Genomic DNA, 19,412 nt, shown 5'->3' on the forward strand with positions numbered 1-19,412 from the left:
GTCCGGCCGGTTGACAGCGCGCGCTCCAGGCCTTACACTGGGGCTGTACGCTTTTTCTTTTTTTGCCGGGCCGGCAAAGATCTGCAAGGGGGAATGGGATCGGTGGACACACAGGCAAAGCTCAAGGTCCTCGGCTGCATTGCGCGGCGGCTCAACGCGGCGCATGTCACCTGGGCGGTGGGGGCGTCGCTGCTCTTATACCTGAAGGGCAAGGCGCCCGGCTTTCACGATATCGACCTTTTGGTGGCCGAGGCCGACCTGCCCAGGGCCGGGGCCGAGCTCGCGGCCCTGGGGGCGCTGCAGCCGCCCCACCCAAACCCCGGGTTCAAAACCCGGCATTTTCTCGAGTTTGTGGTGCAGGGCGTGGATGTGGACGTCATGGCCGGCCTCGTGGTGGTGAGCGGCGGCAGCGATCACGCGTTCCCCCTGGAGCCGGGCGACGTGCAGGATTGGGCCGAGGTGGACGGCGTAACCGTGCCCCTGCACTCGCTGGCCCAGTGGCGCACCCTGTACCAGCTCATGGGCCGCCCCGAGAAGGTACGCATGATCGACGGCGCGCCCATTCGTTGATTTTTCGGCGGCGCCGCCCTGCGCTCTTTGCCCCGGGTGCGGCCTTTTTTCCGCCGCGCCCGCCCCTTTGCCACGAAGCGTGGCAAAAAGCGTGCCGCCGCCACGCCCGGTTGCTTGCGTTCGGGCCCGGCGCACCGTATGCTGGGGGCATTAACACAAAAGGGGGAAGCGCAAATGCTTTCAGAAAAGATCAAACAGCTGCGCGTGCAGGCCTGCCTGTCGCAGGAACAGCTGGCCGAAAAATTGAATGTGTCGCGCCAGGCGGTCACCAAGTGGGAGACCGGAGGCGGTGTGCCGGACATTGAAAACCTGCGGGCGCTCTCGGCCCTGTTCTGCATCTCGCTGGACGAGCTGCTGGAAAACCGGGCCGTGCCCCGCCCCCTGCAGGACTTTCTGTTCGAGAGCGTGACCGAATACGATGTGGACTGCCAAAAGGATTTCGACATCACCTTTTCCGGGGCGCACCGGGTCGTGCTCTGCGGGTGCGGGGGCGAAAAGGTGCGGGTGCGCCTGGCCTCGAACCAGCTGCCCGGGATCCAGAGCGCTTTCAAGGTAAAGCTGGACGACAACAGGCGCGGCATCGACCTGGACGTGCACCGCACCGGTACCATGACGGAGGCCCTGGCCAAAGAGGCTTTGCACCTTTTCATCTTTTTGCCCCGGCAGTACCTGCGCCGGGTCGAGCTGACCGGCAACACCGGCGCGCTGACCATCCGGGAGCTGCGGGCCGAAGGGGCGGAGTTTTCAGGCAAGGTGGGCCGGGTGTTCCTGCAGGGCTTTTCCGGCCATCTGGAGCTGGACAGCGGCGAGGACATGCAGATCGTCTGCGCGGACCTGGACGGCCGGCTGGACGTGAACCAGATCTCCTGCACCTCGCGCCTCACCCTGCCCGAGGGCACGGTGTTCCGCGCCGCCTGCCGCGGCGTTTCCAACAGCATCTCCTACCAGCGGGGCGGCCGCCCCGCCCCGGACTTTTCGGCCGGGGCCAAAACCCCCTGCGAAAACCTGATCGAGCTGTGCGGCCTGAAAAGCGAGCTGGTCATCAACGCCGCCCCCGCCCCGCTGGAAGAAGTGTAAAGTGCGGCCGTGCAAACAACGCCCCTTCCGCGCCGAAAAGCGCCCTTTCCGCAGTTGCGCGGAAAGGGCGCTTTTTCATCCGTTTTCCCCGGGTCAGGGCCGGTAGCCCGTCTTATCCTGTTCCGTGATCCGGCGCAGCACCCTGCAGGGCACGCCCGCCGCCACCACGTTTGCCGGGATATCCCTTGTAACAACGCTCCCCGAGCCGATGATCGTGTTGTCGCCGATCGTCACGCCGGGGTTCACCTGCACCCCGCCGCCGATCCACACGTGATCCCCGATCTTTACGGGCTTCGCGTAACAGGCGCCGCCGGCCCGCTCCTGCGCGTTTGCAGCGTGGTTCGAGGTGTAGATCCCCACCCTTGGCCCCAGCAGAACGTGGTCGCCAATTTCGATCCCGCCGCCGTCCAGCATCACGCAGTCAAAGTTCGCGTAAAAGTGGCTGCCGATCGAGATGTTATAGCCGAACTCACAGCGGAACGTGGGCTCAAAATGCACCTCGCGGCCGATCGATTTCAGCAGCCGCTTTAAAATGGCCTCCCGCTCCGGCTCCGGCCTGCCCAGGCTGGTATTGTACTCATTGGTCAGAAGAACGGCCCTCGCGCGCGCCTCCGCCAGCTCCTTCGTCAGGTCGTTGTACATCCGTCCGCTCAGGATAAGCTGCCTCTGCTCTTCCAAATTCATGCGTTGCCCCCCGTTTTTGTCATCGCCGCCGCGCTTCACGCCACGTAAAAATACACCGCGGCAAAGTGGCAGGCGCTGCCCGCCAGAATGCACAGGTGGAACAGCTCGTGAAAGCCCCACTGCGCGCTCAAATTGGGGCGCTTGAGCATATACATCACCGCGCCCACGGAATAGCACACGCCCCCCGCCGCCACCAGTGCCAGGCACCCGGCGGGCATGGCCGCGAACGCGGGCAGGTCCACCACGATGGCCCACCCCAGCGCCAGGTACAAAGCCGTGCCGATCCACCGCGGCGCATCCAGCCAGGCCAGCTTGAACACGATGCCCAGGGCCGCCAGCACCCACAGGGCCCCCAAAAACAGCGGCAGCTTTGCCGGGGCCATAAACCGCACGCACAGCGGGGTATAGCTGCCCGCGATCAGCACGTAGATCATGGCGTGGTCCAGCTTGCGCAGCCGCCGCAGCCTGCCCGCCGCGCACAGCGCCGCGTGGTAGATGCTGCTGGCGGAATACAGCGCCACCAGCGACAGCCCAAACAGCGCGGTCCCCGCCAGCACCACCGCGCTGGCCCCGGTGCGCAGGCACCGCCACACCAGAAAAACCGTGCCCAGAGCGCTTGCCACCGCCCCCCAAAAGTGGGTGTAGCTGCTCACCGGTTCCCTGCACTGTGTAAAACAACGGCTCATATTCATCCCTCCGAAACGCATGATGTAGTTTTCAAAACTATATTATAATATTACTATAACCAGCTGACTCATGAAAATCAATACTTTTTTCAAAATTTAACACATTTGTCACGCGGTTTCTTTGACAGGCTTTGCCCCTATGATGTATTATTATAAAATAGCGTGCTGTGGCTTATTCATGGCGGGCTGATTACCGGGCTGTTTTTCGGCCCCTCTGGAATGTGAGAGTGATCGAGTTTGTCATTGATGGAAAAACTGTTCGGCTCTTTTTCTGAAAAAGAGCTCAAGCGCATCCGCCCCCTGGCCGACCAGGTTCTGGCGCTGGAAGGCGAGATGCAGCAAAAGACCGACGCCGAGCTGCAGGCCATGACCCCCGCCCTCAAGGAGCGGCTGGCAGGCGGCGAGAGCCTCGACGATATCCTGCCCGCCGCCTTCGCGGTCTGCCGCGAGGCCAGCTGGCGCGTGTTGGGCATGAAGCATTTCCCCGTGCAGATTTTGGGCGGCATTGTGCTGCACCGGGCCTGCATCGCCGAGATGAGCACCGGCGAGGGCAAAACCCTGGTGGCCACCCTGCCCGTTTACCTGAACGCCCTCACCGGCAAGGGCGTGCATGTGGTCACCGTGAACGACTACCTGGCCCGCCGCGACTCCGAGTGGATGGGCAAGGTCTACCGCTGGCTGGGCCTGTCGGTGGGGCTGATCGTGCAGGGCATCACCAACGAGCAGCGCCACGCCGCCTATAATGCCGACATTACCTATGGCACCAACAACGAGTTCGGGTTCGACTATCTGCGCGACAACATGGTGGTCTACAAAGAGAACATGGTGCAGCGCGGCCACTACTTCGCCATTGTCGACGAGGTCGACTCCATCCTGATCGACGAGGCCCGCACCCCCCTGATCATCAGCGGCAAGGGCGACGATTCCAGTGCCCTGTACCAGCAGGCCGACGACTTTGTCAAGACCCTGAAAATGAGCAAGGTCGTGGAGCTGGACGACAAGGAGGATCAGGACGAGCAGGTCGACGGCGACTATGTGGTGGATGAAAAGCACAAGACCGCCACCCTCACCGAGAGCGGCATCAAAAAGGCCGAGGCATGGTTCCACCTGGAAAACCTGTCCGACGCGGCCAACATGACCCTCTCCCACCACATCAACCAGGCCGTCAAGGCCCGGGGCGTCATGAAGCGCGACATCGACTATGTGGTGCGCGAGGGCGAGGTCATCATTGTGGACGAGTTCACCGGCCGCCTCATGATCGGCCGGCGTTACAACGAGGGCCTGCACCAGGCCATCGAGGCCAAGGAGGGCGTGCAGGTGGCCGCCGAGAGCAAGACCCTGGCCACCATCACCTTCCAGAACTACTTCCGCATGTACGAAAAGCTGGCCGGCATGACCGGCACCGCCAAGACCGAGGCCGACGAGTTCAACGAGATCTACGGCCTGTCCATCGTGACCGTTCCCACCAACAAGCCCTGCCAGCGCGCCGACCAGCCGGACAGCGTGTACAAAAGCGTCAAGGGCAAATACGACGCGGTGGTGGAGCAGGTGGCCCAGTGCCACGAAAAGGGCCAGCCCGTGCTGGTGGGCACCGTCAGCGTGGAAAAGAGCGAGATCCTCTCCAGGCTGCTCAGCCGCCGGGGGGTCAAGCACAACGTGCTGAACGCCAAAAACCACGAAAAAGAGGCCGAGATCGTGGCCCAGGCCGGCAAAAAGGGCGCGGTGACCATCGCCACCAACATGGCGGGCCGCGGCACCGACATCATGCTGGGCGGCAACGCCGAGTACATGGCCAAGGTGCAGCTGCGCAAGGAGGGCTTTTCCGAGGAGCTCATCGCCGAGGCCGACGGCCACGCCGAGACCGAAAACGAGGAGATCCTGGCCGTGCGCGCCCGCTTCAGCGAGCTGCTCGCCCAGCACAAGGCCCAGATCGCCCAGGAGGCCGAGGAAGTAAAGGCCGCGGGCGGCCTTTTCATCATCGGCACCGAGCGGCACGAGAGCCGCCGCATCGACAACCAGCTGCGCGGCCGTTCCGGCCGCCAGGGCGACCCCGGCGCTTCCCGCTTTTTCCTCAGCCTGGAAGACGACCTCATGCGCCTATTCGGCGGTGAGCGGGTGCAGAATCTCATGGACACCCTGGGCCTCGAAGAGGATATGCCCATCGAGAACAAGATGATCTCCAACACCATCGAGAGCGCGCAGAAAAAGCTCGAGGCGCAGAACTTCGGCATCCGCAAAAACGTGCTGCAGTTCGACGACGTGATGAACAAACAGCGCGAGATCATTTATGGCCAGCGCCGCCAGGTGCTGAACGGCGAGGATATCTCCGCCACCATGCGCACCATGCTCAAAGAGAACATCGAGGCCAGCGTGGCCAGCTTCTGCGCCGGCGAGATCGCCGACGACTGGGACTTCGCGGCCCTGCGCCGCCATTATCTCGGCTGGCTCGCCCGCGAAACCGACTTCCACTACACCACCGCCCAACTGGAGGACCTGAGCAAAGAGCAGATCGCCCAGGTGCTCATCGAGCGGGGCGAAGCCATTCTGGAAGCCAAGGAGAAAAAGTACGGCTCTCCCCTCATGCGCGAGCTCGAGCGCATCTGCCTGCTGCGCAACGTCGATACCAAGTGGATGGACCACATCGACAACATGGACCAGCTGCGCCAGGGCATCTACCTGCGGGGCTACGGCCAGCGCGACCCGGTGATCGAATACCGCATCGAGGGCTTCGAGATGTTCGACGAGATGATCGAGAGCATCAAGGAAGACGCGGTGCGCATGCTGCTCACCGTGGAGATCCGCACCGAGCAGCCCATGCAGCGCACCCAGGTGGCAAAGCCCAGCGGCGACGCCGCGGTGCCCGGCAAGGGCGTAAAGTCCGCCGGCAAAAACGGGCCGGTCAAGGTGCAGAAGATCGGCCGCAACGACCCCTGCCCCTGCGGCAGCGGCCTTAAATGGAAAAAGTGCACCTGCGCCCAGTACCATTCCGACCTGTAAAGAGCAGCCACACGACCGGGCCTCCCCATGCGGGGCGCCCGGTCTTGTGTTATACTTGTGCTATACACTGAAAAAGGGGTGCAGCCATATGCCCAATATCCTGATCGTGGAGGACGATCCCTCCATCAACGGCCTCATTGCAGAATATCTTCGCCAAAAGGGCGCCGTGTGCACCCAGGCCTTCTCCGGCACCGAGGGGCGCCTGTGCTTCGGGGCCGGCGGCTTTGATCTGGTGCTGATGGACCTGATGCTGCCCGGCCTGCCCGGCGAGGAGCTGCTGGCCTGGCTGCGGCAGAAAAGCGGCGTGCCGGTGATCGTGCTCACCGCGCGGGACGAGCTGGGCGCCAAGGTGGCGCTTTTAAGCGGCGGAGCCGACGATTACCTCACCAAGCCCTTTGAGCTGGACGAGCTGTGGGCCCGCATCGGGGTGCAGCTGCGCCACGCGGGCACGCCCCCCCAAAGCGGCCTTCTCGTTTACCGGGACTGGGTCATCGACCCCGCCGCCCGCACCCTGGCGGCGGCCGGCATCCCGGTGGAGCTCACCGCCCACGAGTTCGATATCCTGGAGCTGCTGGCCGCCCACCCCTCCAAGGTCTTCACCAAGCAGGAGATCTTCGAGGCGGTCTGGCGGCAGGATTATTTTGTCGAGGACAAAACCATCAATGTGCACATCAGCAACCTGCGGGCAAAGCTGCGCCCCACCGGTACTGAGGGCTACATCCAAACCGTGTGGGGCATCGGCTTCAAGCTGGCCCCCTGAACCGGGGCCGGGCAAACTTTACCCTTTCTTTAACCTTTCTTTGCGTTTTCTGAACCCGGGCCCGGTACAATAAAGCCATCACAAGGAAAGGAGCCGTCACAATGGAAGTGATCGCTACATCCGCCCTGACCAAGGTCTACGGGCAAAAACGCGCTGTGGACCAGCTGGACATGACCGTCCACGAGGGGGATATCTACGGCTTTATCGGGCGCAACGGGTCGGGCAAATCCACCACCCTGAAGCTGCTGTGCGGGCTGGCCCGCCCCACCGGGGGCGAAATCCGCCTGTTCGGCCAGCCCGTTTCAAACGAGGCCGCCCGCCGCCGGGTGGGGGTCCTGGTCGAGAGCGCGGGCCTTTACCCCGACCTGCCCGCCCGTGAGAACATGCTGCTCAAGGCCGCCTGCATGGGCCTGGTAAGCCCGGAGGAAAGCGTCTGCCGCCTGCTGGAAATGGTGGGGCTCGACCCCGCCGACAAAAAGCGCGCGGGCCGCTTTTCCATGGGCATGAAGCAGCGGCTGGGCATTGCGCTGGCGCTGCTGGGCGGGCCGGACCTGCTTCTTTTGGATGAACCCATCAACGGCCTCGACCCCGAGGGCATCCAGGAGGTGCGCAGCCTTCTGGTCAAGCTCAACCAGGAGCAGGGTATCACCCTGGTGGTGAGCTCGCACATTCTGGGCGAGCTGGCCAAAATCGCCACCCGCTATGGCATTTTGAAGGACGGCCGCATGGTGCAGCAGCTCTCGGCCGAAGAACTGTCGGCCCGCTGCAAGGACTATCTGCACCTGCGGGTAGCCGACCCCAAGGCCGCGGTGGTGGCGCTGGAGCAGCAGCTCGGCATTGCCAAATATGAGGTGCGCCCCCAGGGCGAGGTGCGCGTGTACGACAAGGCGGATCCCGCCCGGGTCAACGCGGTGCTGGCCGGGGCCGGCATCCCGGTGCAGGAGCTTTACCTGCACGGGCAGGACCTGGAAGGGTATTTCTTGGAATTGATGGGGGGCGAGGAACATGTTTGATCTGCTTCATATGGACCTGCGCCGCCTCGTGCGCGACCGGGCTCTTTATATCATCCTGGCAGTGTTCGGCGTCATTCTGCTGTTTGTGTGCGTCATGATGGCGCTTACCTCCAACGGCGATCTGATGGAAAAGATGTATTCCCTGGGCGGCCAGGTCACCCTCACGGTCTCCGAGCAGGGGGAAATGCTTCGCGACGCCGCCGACGCCCAGCTGCTGCTGGCCCAAACCACCCGGGCAAACTTCTTTTACACGGTTTTCTGTTCCGGCGGTGGGCTGTCGGTGTTCATCGTGATCCTGTCCACCCTGTTCGTGTGCGAGGACTTCAGCTCCGGCTTTGCCAAAAACATTTTTTCCGTGCACCGCCGCGGCGTTTGGTATCTTCTCTCCAAAAGTGCCGCCATGCTGTGCGCCGTCACCGGCTTCTTGGTTTTTGGCACCCTTTTCACCCAGCTGCTCGTCTCTTTGTTCCGCATGCCCCTGGCCGCCGGCACTTTAAGCGATTTTGCCCGCTACTTCTTCCAGGCCTGGCTCACGGTGGTGGCCCTGGCGGTGCAGAACGTGTTCTTTGCGGTCTGGACCCGCAGCATCGCCGTCAGTATGATTCTCTCCTTCTGCTGCGCGGGGGGCGTGTTCGGCATCGTGCTCGGCTCTGTGGGCAAGCTGTTCCGGCTGGACCTTGTCCGCTTTACGCTCGCCGGGGCTTGTGCGGGCGATGGCCTGAGCGTTTTCTCCGCCGTAGTATGCCTTTGCTGGATCGCCATCTACCTGTTCCTGGGCACCTGGGCGCTGCGCCGCAGGGATATCTGAGCCTCTTATAAAGGAGAGTGGATCCCATGGTCATTCTGGTCCTTGTGCTGGCAGCGGCCGTTCTGGCGCTGGCCTTTCAGCTGGCGCGCTGGCGCGCCGAGCTTCTTCGCCTTGCCCGCCAACTCACCGGCCTGCCGGAAAACAGCAACCAGGAGCTTCACTGCTCGGTGCGCGCAAAACCCTTTCTCGCCCTGTGCAGCGCCCTGGAGGATCACCTCTGGGCCGCCCGGCAAAGCGCGGCCGACGCCCGGCGCGCCCAGCGCGAGCTGCAATACGCCATTGCCGCCGTTTCGCACGACATCCGCACCCCCCTCACGGGTGCGGCGGGTTACCTGCAATTGGCCCAAACCTGCCCCGACCCCGAAAAACGGGGGGAGTACCTGGGTGTGGTGCGCGGCCGCCTGCACGACCTGGAAGGCCTTTTGGACGAATTGTTCCTTTACACCCGCCTCGCCGGCGGCGAGCTCCCCCTCTCCTGCGTCCCCACCGAGGTATACCCCGCCCTGTGCGACGCCCTGGCCGGCTTTTTTGAAACCTTCCAGGAAAAAGGCGTTCAGCCGGTCATCGCCTTTCCCCAGGAGGGGCTGCGGGTCCAGGCCGCGCCCGAGGCGCTGCGGCGGGTGCTGCGCAATCTGGTTTCCAACGCCCTGCAGCACGGCTGCGGCGATCTGTCCGTCACCCAGGCCGGCTGCAGCCTGGTCTTCGGAAACCGTGTGCCGGACCCCGCCGCCCTGCGGCCCGAACATCTGTTCGACCGCTTTTACCGCTCCGACAACGCCCGCCAGGGCGCCGGGGCCGGGCTGGGCCTGGCGATTGTGCGGCAGCTGATGGAACGGATGGGCGGGTCCGCCGGCGCCTGCCTGCAGGGGGACCGGCTGTGCATCACGCTGGAATTTCTGCCCGCATAAATAGCAGTAGGGGGCGCCCGGCCGGGCGCCCCCTACTGCTTGCTTTTAATCCTTTTATGCCGCGGGCTGGCTTGCACCGGCTCCCATTTCCGGGGCGCTGGCCGCGCCCTCGGCGTCGCCCAGAACGCCGCCCATGGTCTTTCCCTCGTCCACGTTCATGCCGTACAGGTACTCGTAGCCGGTGGCAAGCCCCAGCTTTTCGGCAGGCACCTGCCCGGTCTCGCTGCGGAAGTGCTCGTTCAAAATGCGCGCGCAGCTCTCCCGGTCCACATAGTACACCTGGCTGTGCCCCTCAATGTTGGCGGCCCCGCCGGGCGCCCGCACAATGTAAATGTTCTCGGGCTTCACCTTCAGCATGGTGGCGTACAGCCCCCAGATCTCAGTGATGTCCAGGCTGGTGTTGATGTAGTGGGCGATCACCTTGCAGGTGCTGTAATAGTCGGCCAGGGTATAGTCGTTCAGCAGGCTTTTTACCAATGCGGCGTAAAAATACTGCTGGGTCTCCAGCCGCTTGTAATCCGCCGTGGTGTAATTGCGGTTGCGCAGGATCACCTCGGCCGTGTCGCCGCTCACCCTGTGGGTGCCCTGGGGCACCAGCAGCTCGCCTGTTCCCTTGTCGGTGATATCCCAGGGGACGTACATCTCAATGCCGCCCATGTTGTTCAGCATGGTCTTGAAAGCCTGCATGTCAATGGTCACATACTCGTCCACCGGCAGCTTGAACAGCTCCGAGATCTTGTTGGCCAGGTTGTTGATGCGGTTCTTCTGGTCCGGGCCGTTGGCGTACAGCTCGTTGATCTTGCCGGTGTGGCTCGCAAGCCCGCCGCCCAGGTCCTCGCCCGCATAGGTATCGCGGGGGATCTGGAACGCGTTCACCTGGCCGGAATCCCGGTTGATCTGCACATACAGGATCACGTCGGTCATTCCCCTGCCCTCGGCGTAGTCGCGGCCCTCGTCGTCCGCGTCGTAGTCGATTCCCAGCAGCAAAAGATTGTAAAACCGCTCGCCGTTTTCCTCGATGTCCGGGTCCTTCTGCTGGTCCAGCCTGCCCGCGTCGCCCTCGTTCAGGGCCGGGGCCACCTGGCTGTACAAATGCCACACGTAAGCACAGCCCGCCAGTACCAGTACCAGCACCACCACCAGCGCGATCTTTGCGGCAGACCATTTTTTATGGGAGTGTTCCAAAAAAGGCTCCTCGCTTTCTTTGTTAAACTGGGGGCAAAGCCTCCCCCAAAAAGTTTCAAAAAAGTTACAAGGCTTATTATAGCCTATTTTCTACCGAAATGGGAGCTTTTTTTGCCATTTTCGCTCAAAACCACAATTCAAAGCGGGTTTTTTGCCGCATTTTTTACAGGTCCCATAAAAAAACAGGGGGGTTATCAGCCACACAAAATCGTTATTTTTTTGTCATCGGCGATTTTTGCCCCTTGCGGGCGCGGCGGCCGGCCGCAAGGGCGCCCCGCTCCGCTGCGTTTTGCGCGGCGGGGCGGGGCGCTTTCAAGCGTTTCTTTTTTGCGCGGGGTCACCGGCTCTCCAGGGTGGTCCCGGGGAAGTAGTGGGCCAAAATATCGGCGTAGCCCCAGCCGTTGGCCGCATAACCCCACGCCCCATACTGCGACAGGCCGCAGCCGTGGCCGTAACCGTAGGTGGTAATGTTGAACGCCTCGGCCCCGGCGTCGTAGCTGATGTCAAACGCGGCGCTGCGTAGGGTCTTGCCGTTCACGTTGTTCAGCACCTTCTCCCGCAGATCGCGCCCCGAAATGGTGGCGGTTCCCAGCCGCATGCTGGTCACATAGCCGCTGCTGTTTTTCTGAATGTCGCCGAACCAGTCCTCGGGGTTATCGCTGTAAGCGTTCAGGTCCACCCCCAGCCGGTCCTGGGCGCGGGCCACCACCTCCGCCTTGTAATAGGTTCGGGTGTTTTGCCAGTTGCTTGCATAGTCCTTGTCATAAGGGCTCTCCACGTTTACAAGGTAGGGCCGGGCGCCGCCCCACACCTCCTGGCTGGAGTTGGTGCCGAACGCCGCGCTGGCAAAGTAGGGGGTAAACGCCACGCTGCCGCCATAGGTCAGCAGCTGGTTTGCCACCTCGCGGGCGGCGTTGCGGATGTTCTCGTTGGGCTCCAGGCCGGACACACTGGGCGCGCCGCCCTGGTTCAGAATCCAGCTGTGGGTGGCCACGATCTGCGCCTTGTAGGCCTCATAGGGGGCGTTCGGGCCCAGCTCGTTGCGTGCCACCATAGCCAGGCATTCCACCAGGTCCATCTCCTGCCGCACGCCGTTCATCGTCACGGTAATGGTGCCGCTGGAAGGGGCCTGCGTGGGCTCCGGCGTGGGTTCGGCCGTGGGCTCCGGCGTGGCGGTGGCAGCTGGGGCGCCGCTGCCCGTGGGGGTGGGGCTCGGCTTCGGGGTAGGGCTGGGCCCCGGCGTTTCGCTGGGGTTCGGCGTGGCCGAAGGGTCGGCGGTGGGCTCGCCTTCTTCCCCGCCGCCCCCGCCTGGGGGCAGCTCATCCAGGGGGCGGTCCTCATCCGGCATGCCGGCCTCCTCCTGCACCTCATTGCTGGTGGCTCCGCCGGTGACGTACCAGTTCATCCAATACTGATCCAGTATTTCCAGCGAGGGCAGGCTCTCCCCCTTGCCCTGGTAGACCGCCAGCGGCATCAGCGGCGCGTCCGCCCGCTCGATCTGCTTGCCGAACAGGATCGCCGCCTCGTTTTCACGCACCATGCGGCCGGTGATCACCAGCTTGCGGCCGTCCGCGGCGGCCGTGTCCGCCACCAGGGTGGCAAAGCTGTCGCCGTCCTGCACATTGGCGGGCATGGCGTAAATGCTGCGGGCTTTCATCCCCAGCACGAAGTTCAGATAATCCTGGTAGTTTGCCAGGTCCTGCAACCCATACAGGTCAAAGGCCGCCTCGCCCGTTTCCGCCGGGTCCCAGTAAAACACCCCGGCGATCTTGTAGCGATAGGCGCCGTCCGCCGTATAAAGGGTAAACCCGCTGTTGGCGGCAAGGGTATCCTGCTGATCCAGGCCGCTCAGCGCCTTCATGGCGGCGGCCGGGCAGGTGAGCAGCAGGTTTGCCTGCGGCTGCCCGGGCCGCACCGCACCCGAAAGGCGCACGGCGGTGTCCTCGGCGGCGCTCACCGTGCCGCCGCTTTGGGGGGCGGTGGCCACAGGGGCCGCCGCGCCGTATACCAGTGCGCCCGGCAGCTTGGGCAGGGCAAGGTACCCGGCCACGCCGCTGTTTTTGGCCTGGGCCTGCAATAAGTAATCCCGGGCGGCGGTGTCGTAGTCGGCGGTGCCGTACCCCACGTCCCCCAGGTCGTTCTCAGCGGGCCGGCCGCCCAGCCACAGCCACAGCCAGACCCCGGCCGCCACGGCCGCCACCAGCACCGCAAAGCCGAACACCCGGCCCCAGCGGGTGCGCTGTTTTGTTTTGCCGGGCGTTTCCTGGGGCAAAGGGGCCTCATCGCTGAACAAGAGCTGCGCCTTGCCGTTCAGCGCCTCATCCGGCGCCAGCGGGGTGTTCTTTTCGGCCTGCGGGGCCGGGCCGGGCGCGGGGCGCGGGGCCGCCGCGGGCTGCACCGGGCCCATGGGCTCCAGGATCGGCGCGGCCAGCTCCGGGGCGGGCCTGCCATAGGCAAACCTCTCCACCCCCTCCTCCATGGAGAGGTTCAGCGCCATGCGCCGCAGCATGTCCAGCAGCCAGCCGGCCGCCAGCGGCCCGGGTTGCCCGCAGGCGGGCAGGGCCTTGAACCACACGTTCTTTTTGCTGCACACCAGCACAAAGGCCGGGTCGCAGCCCTCGGCGGGCCGCCACAGCACCGCCCAGTCCGCCCCCGCCGTTTCCAGCGCCGCGCGCGCCTGGCCCGCAGCCTGCTGCACCGGGTCGCCCGGGTATTTTTTCTCCAGCTTTGCGTCCGGCCGCACCCTGCCCGCCTTTTTGGGGTGGGCGTAGCTCTGGCCGCCGAAATCGTATACCGTGCCGGCCAGCTCCTGCCCAGCCAGCTTTTCCTCCAGCAGCGCGCCGGTGGCCACGTCCGCCGCCACGAACAGCTTGTCCGCCCCAGCCAGGGCCTCCAGGGCGGCCTCGGCAAGGCCGGTCTCGCCGGTGCCGAACACCGCCGGGCCAAACTCCTTTTTAAAGTGCTCCTCCCAGGTGTTGCACAGCACCTGCGCCGCCGCGCCGGTCTCCGCGCGGGCGTTCACGCACACCGCGTACTCGCCGTCCCTCATGAGCAGGTTCAGGCCGGGGCAGCCCCCGGCCGCGGCCGCTTTCAGCACGCCGGTCACGCGGGCCTCGCCCGGGCCGAACAGGCGCAGCACCGTGCTGCGGGTCACTTGTGACATCTCGCTTTCCCTCCGTCAGGTCGTTCGTTTATGGCTTGCCCTTTTCCGTTTTGCCCCACGCCTCAGCCCCGGGAATGGGCAGGCCCGCGGCCAGCCGCCGGGCGGCGTCCAGGGCCGCGCTGGCGGCCATCCAGCGGATGGACTCCCGGCTGCGCGGGCCGAACCGAAGTTCCTTTACAAAAACCGTCTCGCCTTTTGCCGCGCCCAGCCAGACCAATCCCACCGGCTTTTCCTCAGTGCCGCCCCCCGGGCCCGCCACGCCGGTCAGCGCCACCGCAAGCGAAGCGCCGGCCGCTTTTTGGGCGCCCGCCGCCATCTGGGCCGCCACCTGCGGGCTCACCGCGCCGCACTCGGCCAGGGTCATGGGGTCCACCCCCAGCAGCTGGCGTTTGGCCGCGTTGGCATAGGTCACGAACCCAAAGCCGAACACCTCGCTGGAGCCGGGCACCGCGGTGATCCGCTGGGCCACCAGCCCGCCCGTGCAGCTCTCGGCCGTGGCCACGGTCAGGTTCTTTTTTGCCAGGGTTTTTACCAGCACGTTTTCCAGGCCGTCTTCCCCCTCGCCGTACACCGCGTCGCCCAAAAGCGCATAAAATTTTTGGGCGTAGGCGCGGCACATGGCTTTTGCCTCCATGTTGGTGGGGGCGGCGGCGGTAATGCGGATGTGCACCTCGCCGGTCTTTGCGTAAATGGCCGCGGTGGGGTTTTCACTTTGGAACAAATGCCCCACCAGCTCCTCGGCGTGGCTCTCGCCAACGCCCGCCACCCGCAGCACCAGGCTGTGCAGCACCCGCTGCTGGTCCCGCTGCAGCATGGGGCGCACTGCCCCACTCCACAGCGGCTCCAGCTCCCGGGGCGGGCCGGGCAGCAGCACCGCGTACTTTGCGCCCTCCCTGAACCACACCGCGGGGGCGGTTCCGTTGGGGTTTGCAAACCAGCCGCCCTTTTGGGGCACCATGGCCTGCTTTTCGTTGTTTTTCGGGGTGGAGCGGCCGGTGGCCAAAAAATAGGCGTTGATGCTCTGCATTACGCTGGGCTCGAACACCAGCTCGTCATTAAAGCAGCGGGCCACCGTTTCCTTGGTCAAATCATCCGCCGTGGGGCCCAGCCCCCCGGAGAAGATCAGCAGGTCGCTGCGGCCCTTTGCCTCCCGCACCAGCTTTTCCAGGCGGGCCGCATTGTCGCCCACCACCTGCTGGTGCAGAAGGTCGATGCCCAGCTCGGCCAGCTCCCGGGCCAAAAACCGGGCGTTGGTGTTCAAAATATCTCCCAGCAGCAGCTCGGTGCCCACACAAATGATCTCGGCAGTCATCCTTCTTCGCCCCTTTCCGGTCTTTACAGCTCGAACAGCGCCCCGCCCCGGCGGGGGGGCTCCATCTCAATGCGAATGCGCTCCACCTCACGCGCGGCGGTTTCTTCCAGCCCGGCCAGGCCCGGCATCGCGGCCTCGGCGGCCTCGATCTCGGCCAGGGTGGGCTTTGTTTTGGGGTGGGGCGGGGTGAAAATGGTGCAGCAGTCCTCGTAGGGCAGGATGCTGGTCTCAAAGGTGCCGATACGCCGGGCCACCTCCACGATCTCGGTCTTGTCCAGCCCGATCAGGGGCCGCAGGATCGGCAGGTCCTGCGCCGCGTCGGTGCAGGCCAGGGCCATCAGCGTCTGGCTTGCCACCTGGGCCAGGCTCTCGCCGGTCACCAGGGCCTTGGCGTCGATCTCCTTTGCCACCCTGTTCGCAATCCGCATCATGCTGCGGCGCATCAGCACCGTGAACAGCACGTCCGGCGCGTTGTCGCGGATGTATTCCTGGGGTTTTGTGTAGGGCACCACGTACAGCACGCAGTTGCCCGTGTAGCCGCTCACGATGCGGGCCAGGTCGGCCACCTTCTGCTTGGCCGCCTCGCTGGTGTAGGGCGGGCTTGCAAAATGGATGTGGTGCAGCGCCAGGCCGCGCCGGGCCATGAACCAGGCCGCCACTGGGCTGTCGATCCCGCCGGACAGCATGTTGATCGCCCTGCCGCTGGTGCCCACCGGCAGGCCGCCCGCGCCCGGCGTTTTGGGCCCGTGGATGTAGGCGCCGTAATCCCGCACCTCCACCATCACCGTGAGCTCCGGGTGCTTCACGTCCACCCGCAGGTGCGGATGTTTCGCCAGCAAAAAGCCCCCCAGCTCCCGGCACAGCTCCGGGCTCTTCATGGGGAAGGATTTGTCCGAGCGCTTGGCCTCCACCTTAAAGGTCCTGGCCTTTTGCAGCGCCCCGCCCAGGTACTCCTCGGCGGCGGCCTGAATGGCCTCAAAGTTTTTTTCGCACACGGCGGCGCGGCTCAAGGCCGCCAGGCCGAACACCTTGCGCACCCGCTCGTACGCCTCGCCCACATTGGCCTCAGCCTCCTGGTCCCGCGGTTCCACGTACATGGTGCTCTGGGCCTTATACACCTGGAACCTGCCCAGCTCCCGCACCCGGTAGCGCAGCGCCTTGCTGAGAACAGCCTCAAAGGTGGCCCGGTTCAGGCCCTTCAGGGCCATCTCGCCCTGGTAGCACAGAATGATCTCTTTCATCAATCTCGTTCCTTCCCCCGCCCGGCCAAAGCCCGGCGGGCCTTTTTTACTGGAGGCGCGCCAGGGTGGCAAGGCCCTCTTCCAGGCCGGCCAGCAAAGCGTCCACGTCCGCCTCGGTGTTGTCGCCGCAAAAGCTCACCCGCAGCGCGGTGTCAATGGCGCGCGGCGGCAGGCCCATGGCGCCCAGCGTGTGGCTGGCCGCCCCCCGCGAACAGGCCGACCCGCTGGACACATACACGCCCTTGGTTTCCAAAAAGTGCAGCATGGTTTCGCTCCTGACGCAGTTCGTGCTCAGGTTCAGCACCTCGTTCACCGCGCCGGCGGGGCTGTTCAGGGTGATTTCGGGCAGCCTTTCCAGGCCCGCCCTCAGCCGGGCGTTCAGCGCCGCCACATGGGGCGTGCGCCGGGCAGCATTTTCGTGCATCAGGCTGGCCGCCGTGGCAAGCCCCACCGCGTAGGGCAGGTTTTCGGTGCCGGGGCGCACCCCCAGCTCCTGCCCGCCGCCCACGCCCTTCTCCTGGCCTCCGCCAAGGTAGGGCGGCTGGATGTTGTGCCCCCGCCGCAGGTACAGCGCTCCCACGCCCTTGGGCGCATGGATCTTGTGCCCGCTCACGGTGTAGCTGTCGATGCCTGCAAGGCTCACCGGCACCCGCATCCAGGCCTGCACCCCGTCCACATGCACCGCGGTGCGGGGATTTTTCGCCTTGATCCTTTGGGCCAGGGCGGCGGCGTCCACCTGCGCGCCGGTCTCGTTGTTCACCTGCATAAAGGCCGCCAGAATGGTGTGCCGGTCCACCGCGGCCAAAAAGGCCTCCGGGTCCAGCCCGCCGTCCGGCCCGGGGGCGATGAACGCCACCTCAAACCCCTTTTCGGCCAGCCGCCGCATGGGCAGCGCAACGCTGGGGTGCTCGAACCCGCTCACCACGATCTTTTTGCCCCAGGCGCTGCGGGGCTCCACCGCCCCCAGAATGGCAATGTTGTTGCTCTCAGAGCCGCAGCCGGTAAAAAACACCTCGCCCGCCCCAGCCCCCAGGGTGGCGGCCACGGCGGCCCTCGCCCGGTCCAGCAGGCGGCGGCTCTCCTGCCCCGGGCCGTACAGGCTCGAGGGGTTGCCCCAGTGCTCGGTCATGGTTTTGTAAATGGCGTCGGCCACCTGTGACGCCACAAGTGTGGTGGCCGCGTTGTCGAGATAGTGCAGGCTCTCGTTCTGTCGCATGGCGTACCTCATATTTACTTTTCGTAATATTGTTTTCTAATATCACAAAACAAGCTGCCGCTCCCGCTGAAAGCGGTGAAAAAGCGGCAAAAATACAGGATATATTATACACCAAGCTCTCCCGGAGCACAACCGGAAAGCGCTGGGCTGCCGCCCCTGTGTTCGGCAAAAGCTCCGCCGGTTTTACCAAACGGCCTTGAGAAGGGCAGGGCGGTATGATATTATATAAAAGATCCCAAGTCACTTTCAGCGGATAAGGCGCATGCGGCAAACGCCGATCCTTCCGGGGATCCTGCGGAGGTACTGTTGAATGAACACCCTGGAACCAGCCAAAAAAGAAGAAGCCGGGCAGTGCGCAAGAATTCTTGGCGACGGCAGAGAATTCCAAAAAGAGCAGGGCTTTGTCCAGTGGACCGAAAATTATCCCAATCTGGATACAGTTTGCGAAGATATAAAAGCCCAAAAAGGCTATGTCCTCAAAGTGGACGAAAAACTTGCCGGGTATATGTGTATCGATTTTTCAGGGGAGCCCGCTTATACCGATATCAAAGGTGCATGGCGTGCGCAAAGGGCCTACGCCGTCGTGCGCCGTATCGCTTTCAGCAAAGAATTCATCGGCATCGGGTTAGCGGATATAGCGTTTAAGCTGATCGAAAAGGTTTGCCTTGATAACAAGGTGCCGTATATTCGCATCAATACTGGTTTTTCAAACAGGCGGATGCAGCATATCCTTGAAAAAAATGGTTTTGTCCAGTGCGGTGTGGTCGTTTTGCAGGGCGGTGAAAAAATCGCCTATGACAAGTTATTATAAAAGGGCTCCCGCACCGAAAAAGTGCAGGGGTCCTTTTTGGATGATCCCGGCAAAGCCCCGTTTGCCGGGCATCCCGTACGCACTTTTTGCGGCTGCGGGGCGCCGGGCCGCGGGGCCGCGTTTCAAAGTATGACTTGTGTTTTTGCGCTTGTAACCTGCCGCCGCTTCTGTTAGGATTATAGTATGTAAAAAAGCGCGCCCGGGTGCGTCCGCTCTTGCCGCCGCACCCCCAAAACCGCCATGAAAGGATGGGTCCCCACACATGAAAACCGATATCCAGATCGCGCAGGAAGCCGCCCTCAAACCCATTTCCGAGATCGCAGCCGGCCTGGGCCTCGCGGAAAACGAGATCAGTCTGTACGGCCGCTATAAGGCCAAGATCGACCACCGGCTGGCACAGCGCCCGGCAAAGCCGGGCAACCTGATCCTGGTCACCGCCATCAGCCCCACCCCGGCGGGCGAGGGCAAGACCACCGTCAGCACCGGCCTTGCCGACGCGCTGAACGCCCTGGGCAAAAAGACCATGCTCTGCCTGCGGGAGCCCAGCCTTGGCCCTGTGTTCGGCATCAAGGGCGGCGCCGCGGGCGGCGGCTATGCCCAGGTGGTGCCCATGGAGGACATCAACCTCCACTTCACCGGCGACCTGCACGCCATCGGCGCGGCCAACAACCTGCTGGCCGCCCTGGTGGACAACAGCATCTACCAGGGCAACCCGTTGAACATCGACCCCCGCCGGGTCACATGGAAGCGCTGTGTGGACATGAACGACCGCCAGCTCCGCTTTGTGACCGACGGTTTGGGCGGCAGGGTCAACGGCACCCCCCGCGAGGACGGCTTCGACATCACGGTGGCCTCCGAGGTCATGGCCATTTTCTGCCTGGCCACGTCCATCATCGACCTCAAGGAGCGCCTGGGCCGCATCGTGGTGGGCTACACCTACGACGACAAGCCGGTCACGGCGCACGACCTGCATGCGGAAGG

At 64.1% G+C, this 19,412-nt stretch carries 16 protein-coding genes; 9 read left to right on the forward strand and 7 right to left on the reverse strand.

The features are described 5' to 3' along the window. Nucleotides 1–93 precede the first annotated feature (93 nt). Nucleotides 94–570 (forward strand): hypothetical protein, encoded by a 477-nt coding sequence (locus ACMLHZ_RS11245; protein WP_418667790.1) that lies wholly within the window; start codon nucleotides 94–96, stop codon nucleotides 568–570. Between the two features lie 174 nt (nucleotides 571–744). Continuing rightward, nucleotides 745–1,647 (forward strand): helix-turn-helix transcriptional regulator, encoded by a 903-nt coding sequence (locus ACMLHZ_RS11250; protein WP_418667791.1) that lies wholly within the window; start codon nucleotides 745–747, stop codon nucleotides 1,645–1,647. 93 nt (nucleotides 1,648–1,740) lie between these two features. On the opposite strand, the gene ACMLHZ_RS11255 is transcribed toward ACMLHZ_RS11250, so the two are convergent. Further along, complete coding sequence (locus tag ACMLHZ_RS11255; RefSeq protein WP_418667792.1) at nucleotides 1,741–2,331, reverse strand: sugar O-acetyltransferase; 591 nt, start codon at nucleotides 2,329–2,331, stop codon at nucleotides 1,741–1,743. Nucleotides 2,332–2,366: 35 nt separating this feature from the next. Next, nucleotides 2,367–3,017: a PAQR family membrane homeostasis protein TrhA gene (gene trhA, locus ACMLHZ_RS11260; RefSeq protein ID WP_418667793.1), complete on the reverse strand. Its 651-nt coding sequence runs from the start codon at nucleotides 3,015–3,017 to the stop codon at nucleotides 2,367–2,369. Between the two features lie 237 nt (nucleotides 3,018–3,254). Here trhA and secA point away from each other — a divergent pair, with 237 nt between their 5' ends. From secA to ACMLHZ_RS11285, 5 genes are all read left to right on the forward strand, one after another. Further along, nucleotides 3,255–6,014, forward strand: a complete 2,760-nt coding sequence (gene secA / locus ACMLHZ_RS11265; RefSeq protein ID WP_418667794.1) for a preprotein translocase subunit SecA — start codon at nucleotides 3,255–3,257, stop codon at nucleotides 6,012–6,014. Nucleotides 6,015–6,102: 88 nt separating this feature from the next. Further along, a complete protein-coding gene (locus ACMLHZ_RS11270) occupies nucleotides 6,103–6,774 on the forward strand; it encodes a response regulator transcription factor (protein ID WP_418667795.1) in 672 nt (223 codons plus the stop codon). A 101-nt stretch (nucleotides 6,775–6,875) separates the two neighbouring features. Continuing rightward, nucleotides 6,876–7,787, forward strand: coding sequence for an ATP-binding cassette domain-containing protein (locus ACMLHZ_RS11275; RefSeq protein WP_418667796.1), 912 nt, complete (start codon nucleotides 6,876–6,878; stop codon nucleotides 7,785–7,787). Further along, complete coding sequence (locus ACMLHZ_RS11280) at nucleotides 7,780–8,595, forward strand: hypothetical protein (RefSeq protein ID WP_418667797.1); 816 nt, start codon at nucleotides 7,780–7,782, stop codon at nucleotides 8,593–8,595. Before ACMLHZ_RS11275 ends, ACMLHZ_RS11280 begins: the two co-directional genes overlap by 8 nt. A 26-nt stretch (nucleotides 8,596–8,621) precedes the next feature. Further along, nucleotides 8,622–9,503, forward strand: coding sequence for a sensor histidine kinase (locus tag ACMLHZ_RS11285; RefSeq protein ID WP_418667798.1), 882 nt, complete (start codon nucleotides 8,622–8,624; stop codon nucleotides 9,501–9,503). 54 nt (nucleotides 9,504–9,557) lie between these two features. On the opposite strand, the gene ACMLHZ_RS11290 is transcribed toward ACMLHZ_RS11285, so the two are convergent. The 5 genes from ACMLHZ_RS11290 to ACMLHZ_RS11310 all read right to left on the reverse strand — a co-directional run bounded on the left by ACMLHZ_RS11290 (nucleotide 9,558) and on the right by ACMLHZ_RS11310 (nucleotide 17,620). Then, a complete protein-coding gene (locus ACMLHZ_RS11290) occupies nucleotides 9,558–10,688 on the reverse strand; it encodes an LCP family protein (protein ID WP_418667799.1) in 1,131 nt (376 codons plus the stop codon). Between the two features lie 337 nt (nucleotides 10,689–11,025). After that, nucleotides 11,026–13,851, reverse strand: coding sequence for a SpoIID/LytB domain-containing protein (locus ACMLHZ_RS11295; RefSeq protein ID WP_418667800.1), 2,826 nt, complete (start codon nucleotides 13,849–13,851; stop codon nucleotides 11,026–11,028). 28 nt (nucleotides 13,852–13,879) lie between these two features. Beyond that, nucleotides 13,880–15,163: a competence/damage-inducible protein A gene (locus ACMLHZ_RS11300; RefSeq protein WP_418667801.1), complete on the reverse strand. Its 1,284-nt coding sequence runs from the start codon at nucleotides 15,161–15,163 to the stop codon at nucleotides 13,880–13,882. Between the two features lie 23 nt (nucleotides 15,164–15,186). Next, a complete protein-coding gene (thiI, locus tag ACMLHZ_RS11305; protein ID WP_418667802.1) occupies nucleotides 15,187–16,404 on the reverse strand; it encodes a tRNA uracil 4-sulfurtransferase ThiI in 1,218 nt (405 codons plus the stop codon). Between the two features lie 46 nt (nucleotides 16,405–16,450). Further along, nucleotides 16,451–17,620: a cysteine desulfurase family protein gene (locus tag ACMLHZ_RS11310; RefSeq protein WP_418667803.1), complete on the reverse strand. Its 1,170-nt coding sequence runs from the start codon at nucleotides 17,618–17,620 to the stop codon at nucleotides 16,451–16,453. A gap of 310 nt (nucleotides 17,621–17,930) precedes the next feature. On the opposite strand from ACMLHZ_RS11310, the gene ACMLHZ_RS11315 reads away from it, so the two are divergent. After that, a complete protein-coding gene (locus tag ACMLHZ_RS11315) occupies nucleotides 17,931–18,431 on the forward strand; it encodes a GNAT family N-acetyltransferase (RefSeq protein ID WP_418667804.1) in 501 nt (166 codons plus the stop codon). 262 nt (nucleotides 18,432–18,693) lie between these two features. Further along, the coding region (locus tag ACMLHZ_RS11320; protein WP_418667805.1) for a formate--tetrahydrofolate ligase at nucleotides 18,694–19,412 on the forward strand (719 nt) is incomplete at its 3' end.

The sequence above is a fragment of the Allofournierella sp. genome, assembly GCF_048388525.1.
Classification (GTDB): domain Bacteria; phylum Bacillota; class Clostridia; order Oscillospirales; family Ruminococcaceae; genus BQOK01.

What these genes read in the sequence shown, in the direction of transcription:
- ACMLHZ_RS11245 (WP_418667790.1), top strand. Translation starts at nt 94, where the DNA reads ATGGGATCGGTGGACACACAGGCAAAGCTCAAGGTCCTCGGCTGCATT.
- ACMLHZ_RS11250 (WP_418667791.1), top strand. Translation starts at nt 745, where the DNA reads ATGCTTTCAGAAAAGATCAAACAGCTGCGCGTGCAGGCCTGCCTGTCG.
- ACMLHZ_RS11255 (WP_418667792.1), bottom strand. Translation starts at nt 2,331, where the DNA reads ATGAATTTGGAAGAGCAGAGGCAGCTTATCCTGAGCGGACGGATGTAC.
- trhA (WP_418667793.1), bottom strand. Translation starts at nt 3,017, where the DNA reads ATGAGCCGTTGTTTTACACAGTGCAGGGAACCGGTGAGCAGCTACACC.
- ACMLHZ_RS11270 (WP_418667795.1), top strand. Translation starts at nt 6,103, where the DNA reads ATGCCCAATATCCTGATCGTGGAGGACGATCCCTCCATCAACGGCCTC.
- ACMLHZ_RS11275 (WP_418667796.1), top strand. Translation starts at nt 6,876, where the DNA reads ATGGAAGTGATCGCTACATCCGCCCTGACCAAGGTCTACGGGCAAAAA.
- ACMLHZ_RS11280 (WP_418667797.1), top strand. Translation starts at nt 7,780, where the DNA reads ATGTTTGATCTGCTTCATATGGACCTGCGCCGCCTCGTGCGCGACCGG.
- ACMLHZ_RS11285 (WP_418667798.1), top strand. Translation starts at nt 8,622, where the DNA reads ATGGTCATTCTGGTCCTTGTGCTGGCAGCGGCCGTTCTGGCGCTGGCC.
- ACMLHZ_RS11295 (WP_418667800.1), bottom strand. Translation starts at nt 13,851, where the DNA reads ATGTCACAAGTGACCCGCAGCACGGTGCTGCGCCTGTTCGGCCCGGGC.
- ACMLHZ_RS11300 (WP_418667801.1), bottom strand. Translation starts at nt 15,163, where the DNA reads ATGACTGCCGAGATCATTTGTGTGGGCACCGAGCTGCTGCTGGGAGAT.
- thiI (WP_418667802.1), bottom strand. Translation starts at nt 16,404, where the DNA reads ATGAAAGAGATCATTCTGTGCTACCAGGGCGAGATGGCCCTGAAGGGC.
- ACMLHZ_RS11310 (WP_418667803.1), bottom strand. Translation starts at nt 17,620, where the DNA reads ATGCGACAGAACGAGAGCCTGCACTATCTCGACAACGCGGCCACCACA.
- ACMLHZ_RS11315 (WP_418667804.1), top strand. Translation starts at nt 17,931, where the DNA reads ATGAACACCCTGGAACCAGCCAAAAAAGAAGAAGCCGGGCAGTGCGCA.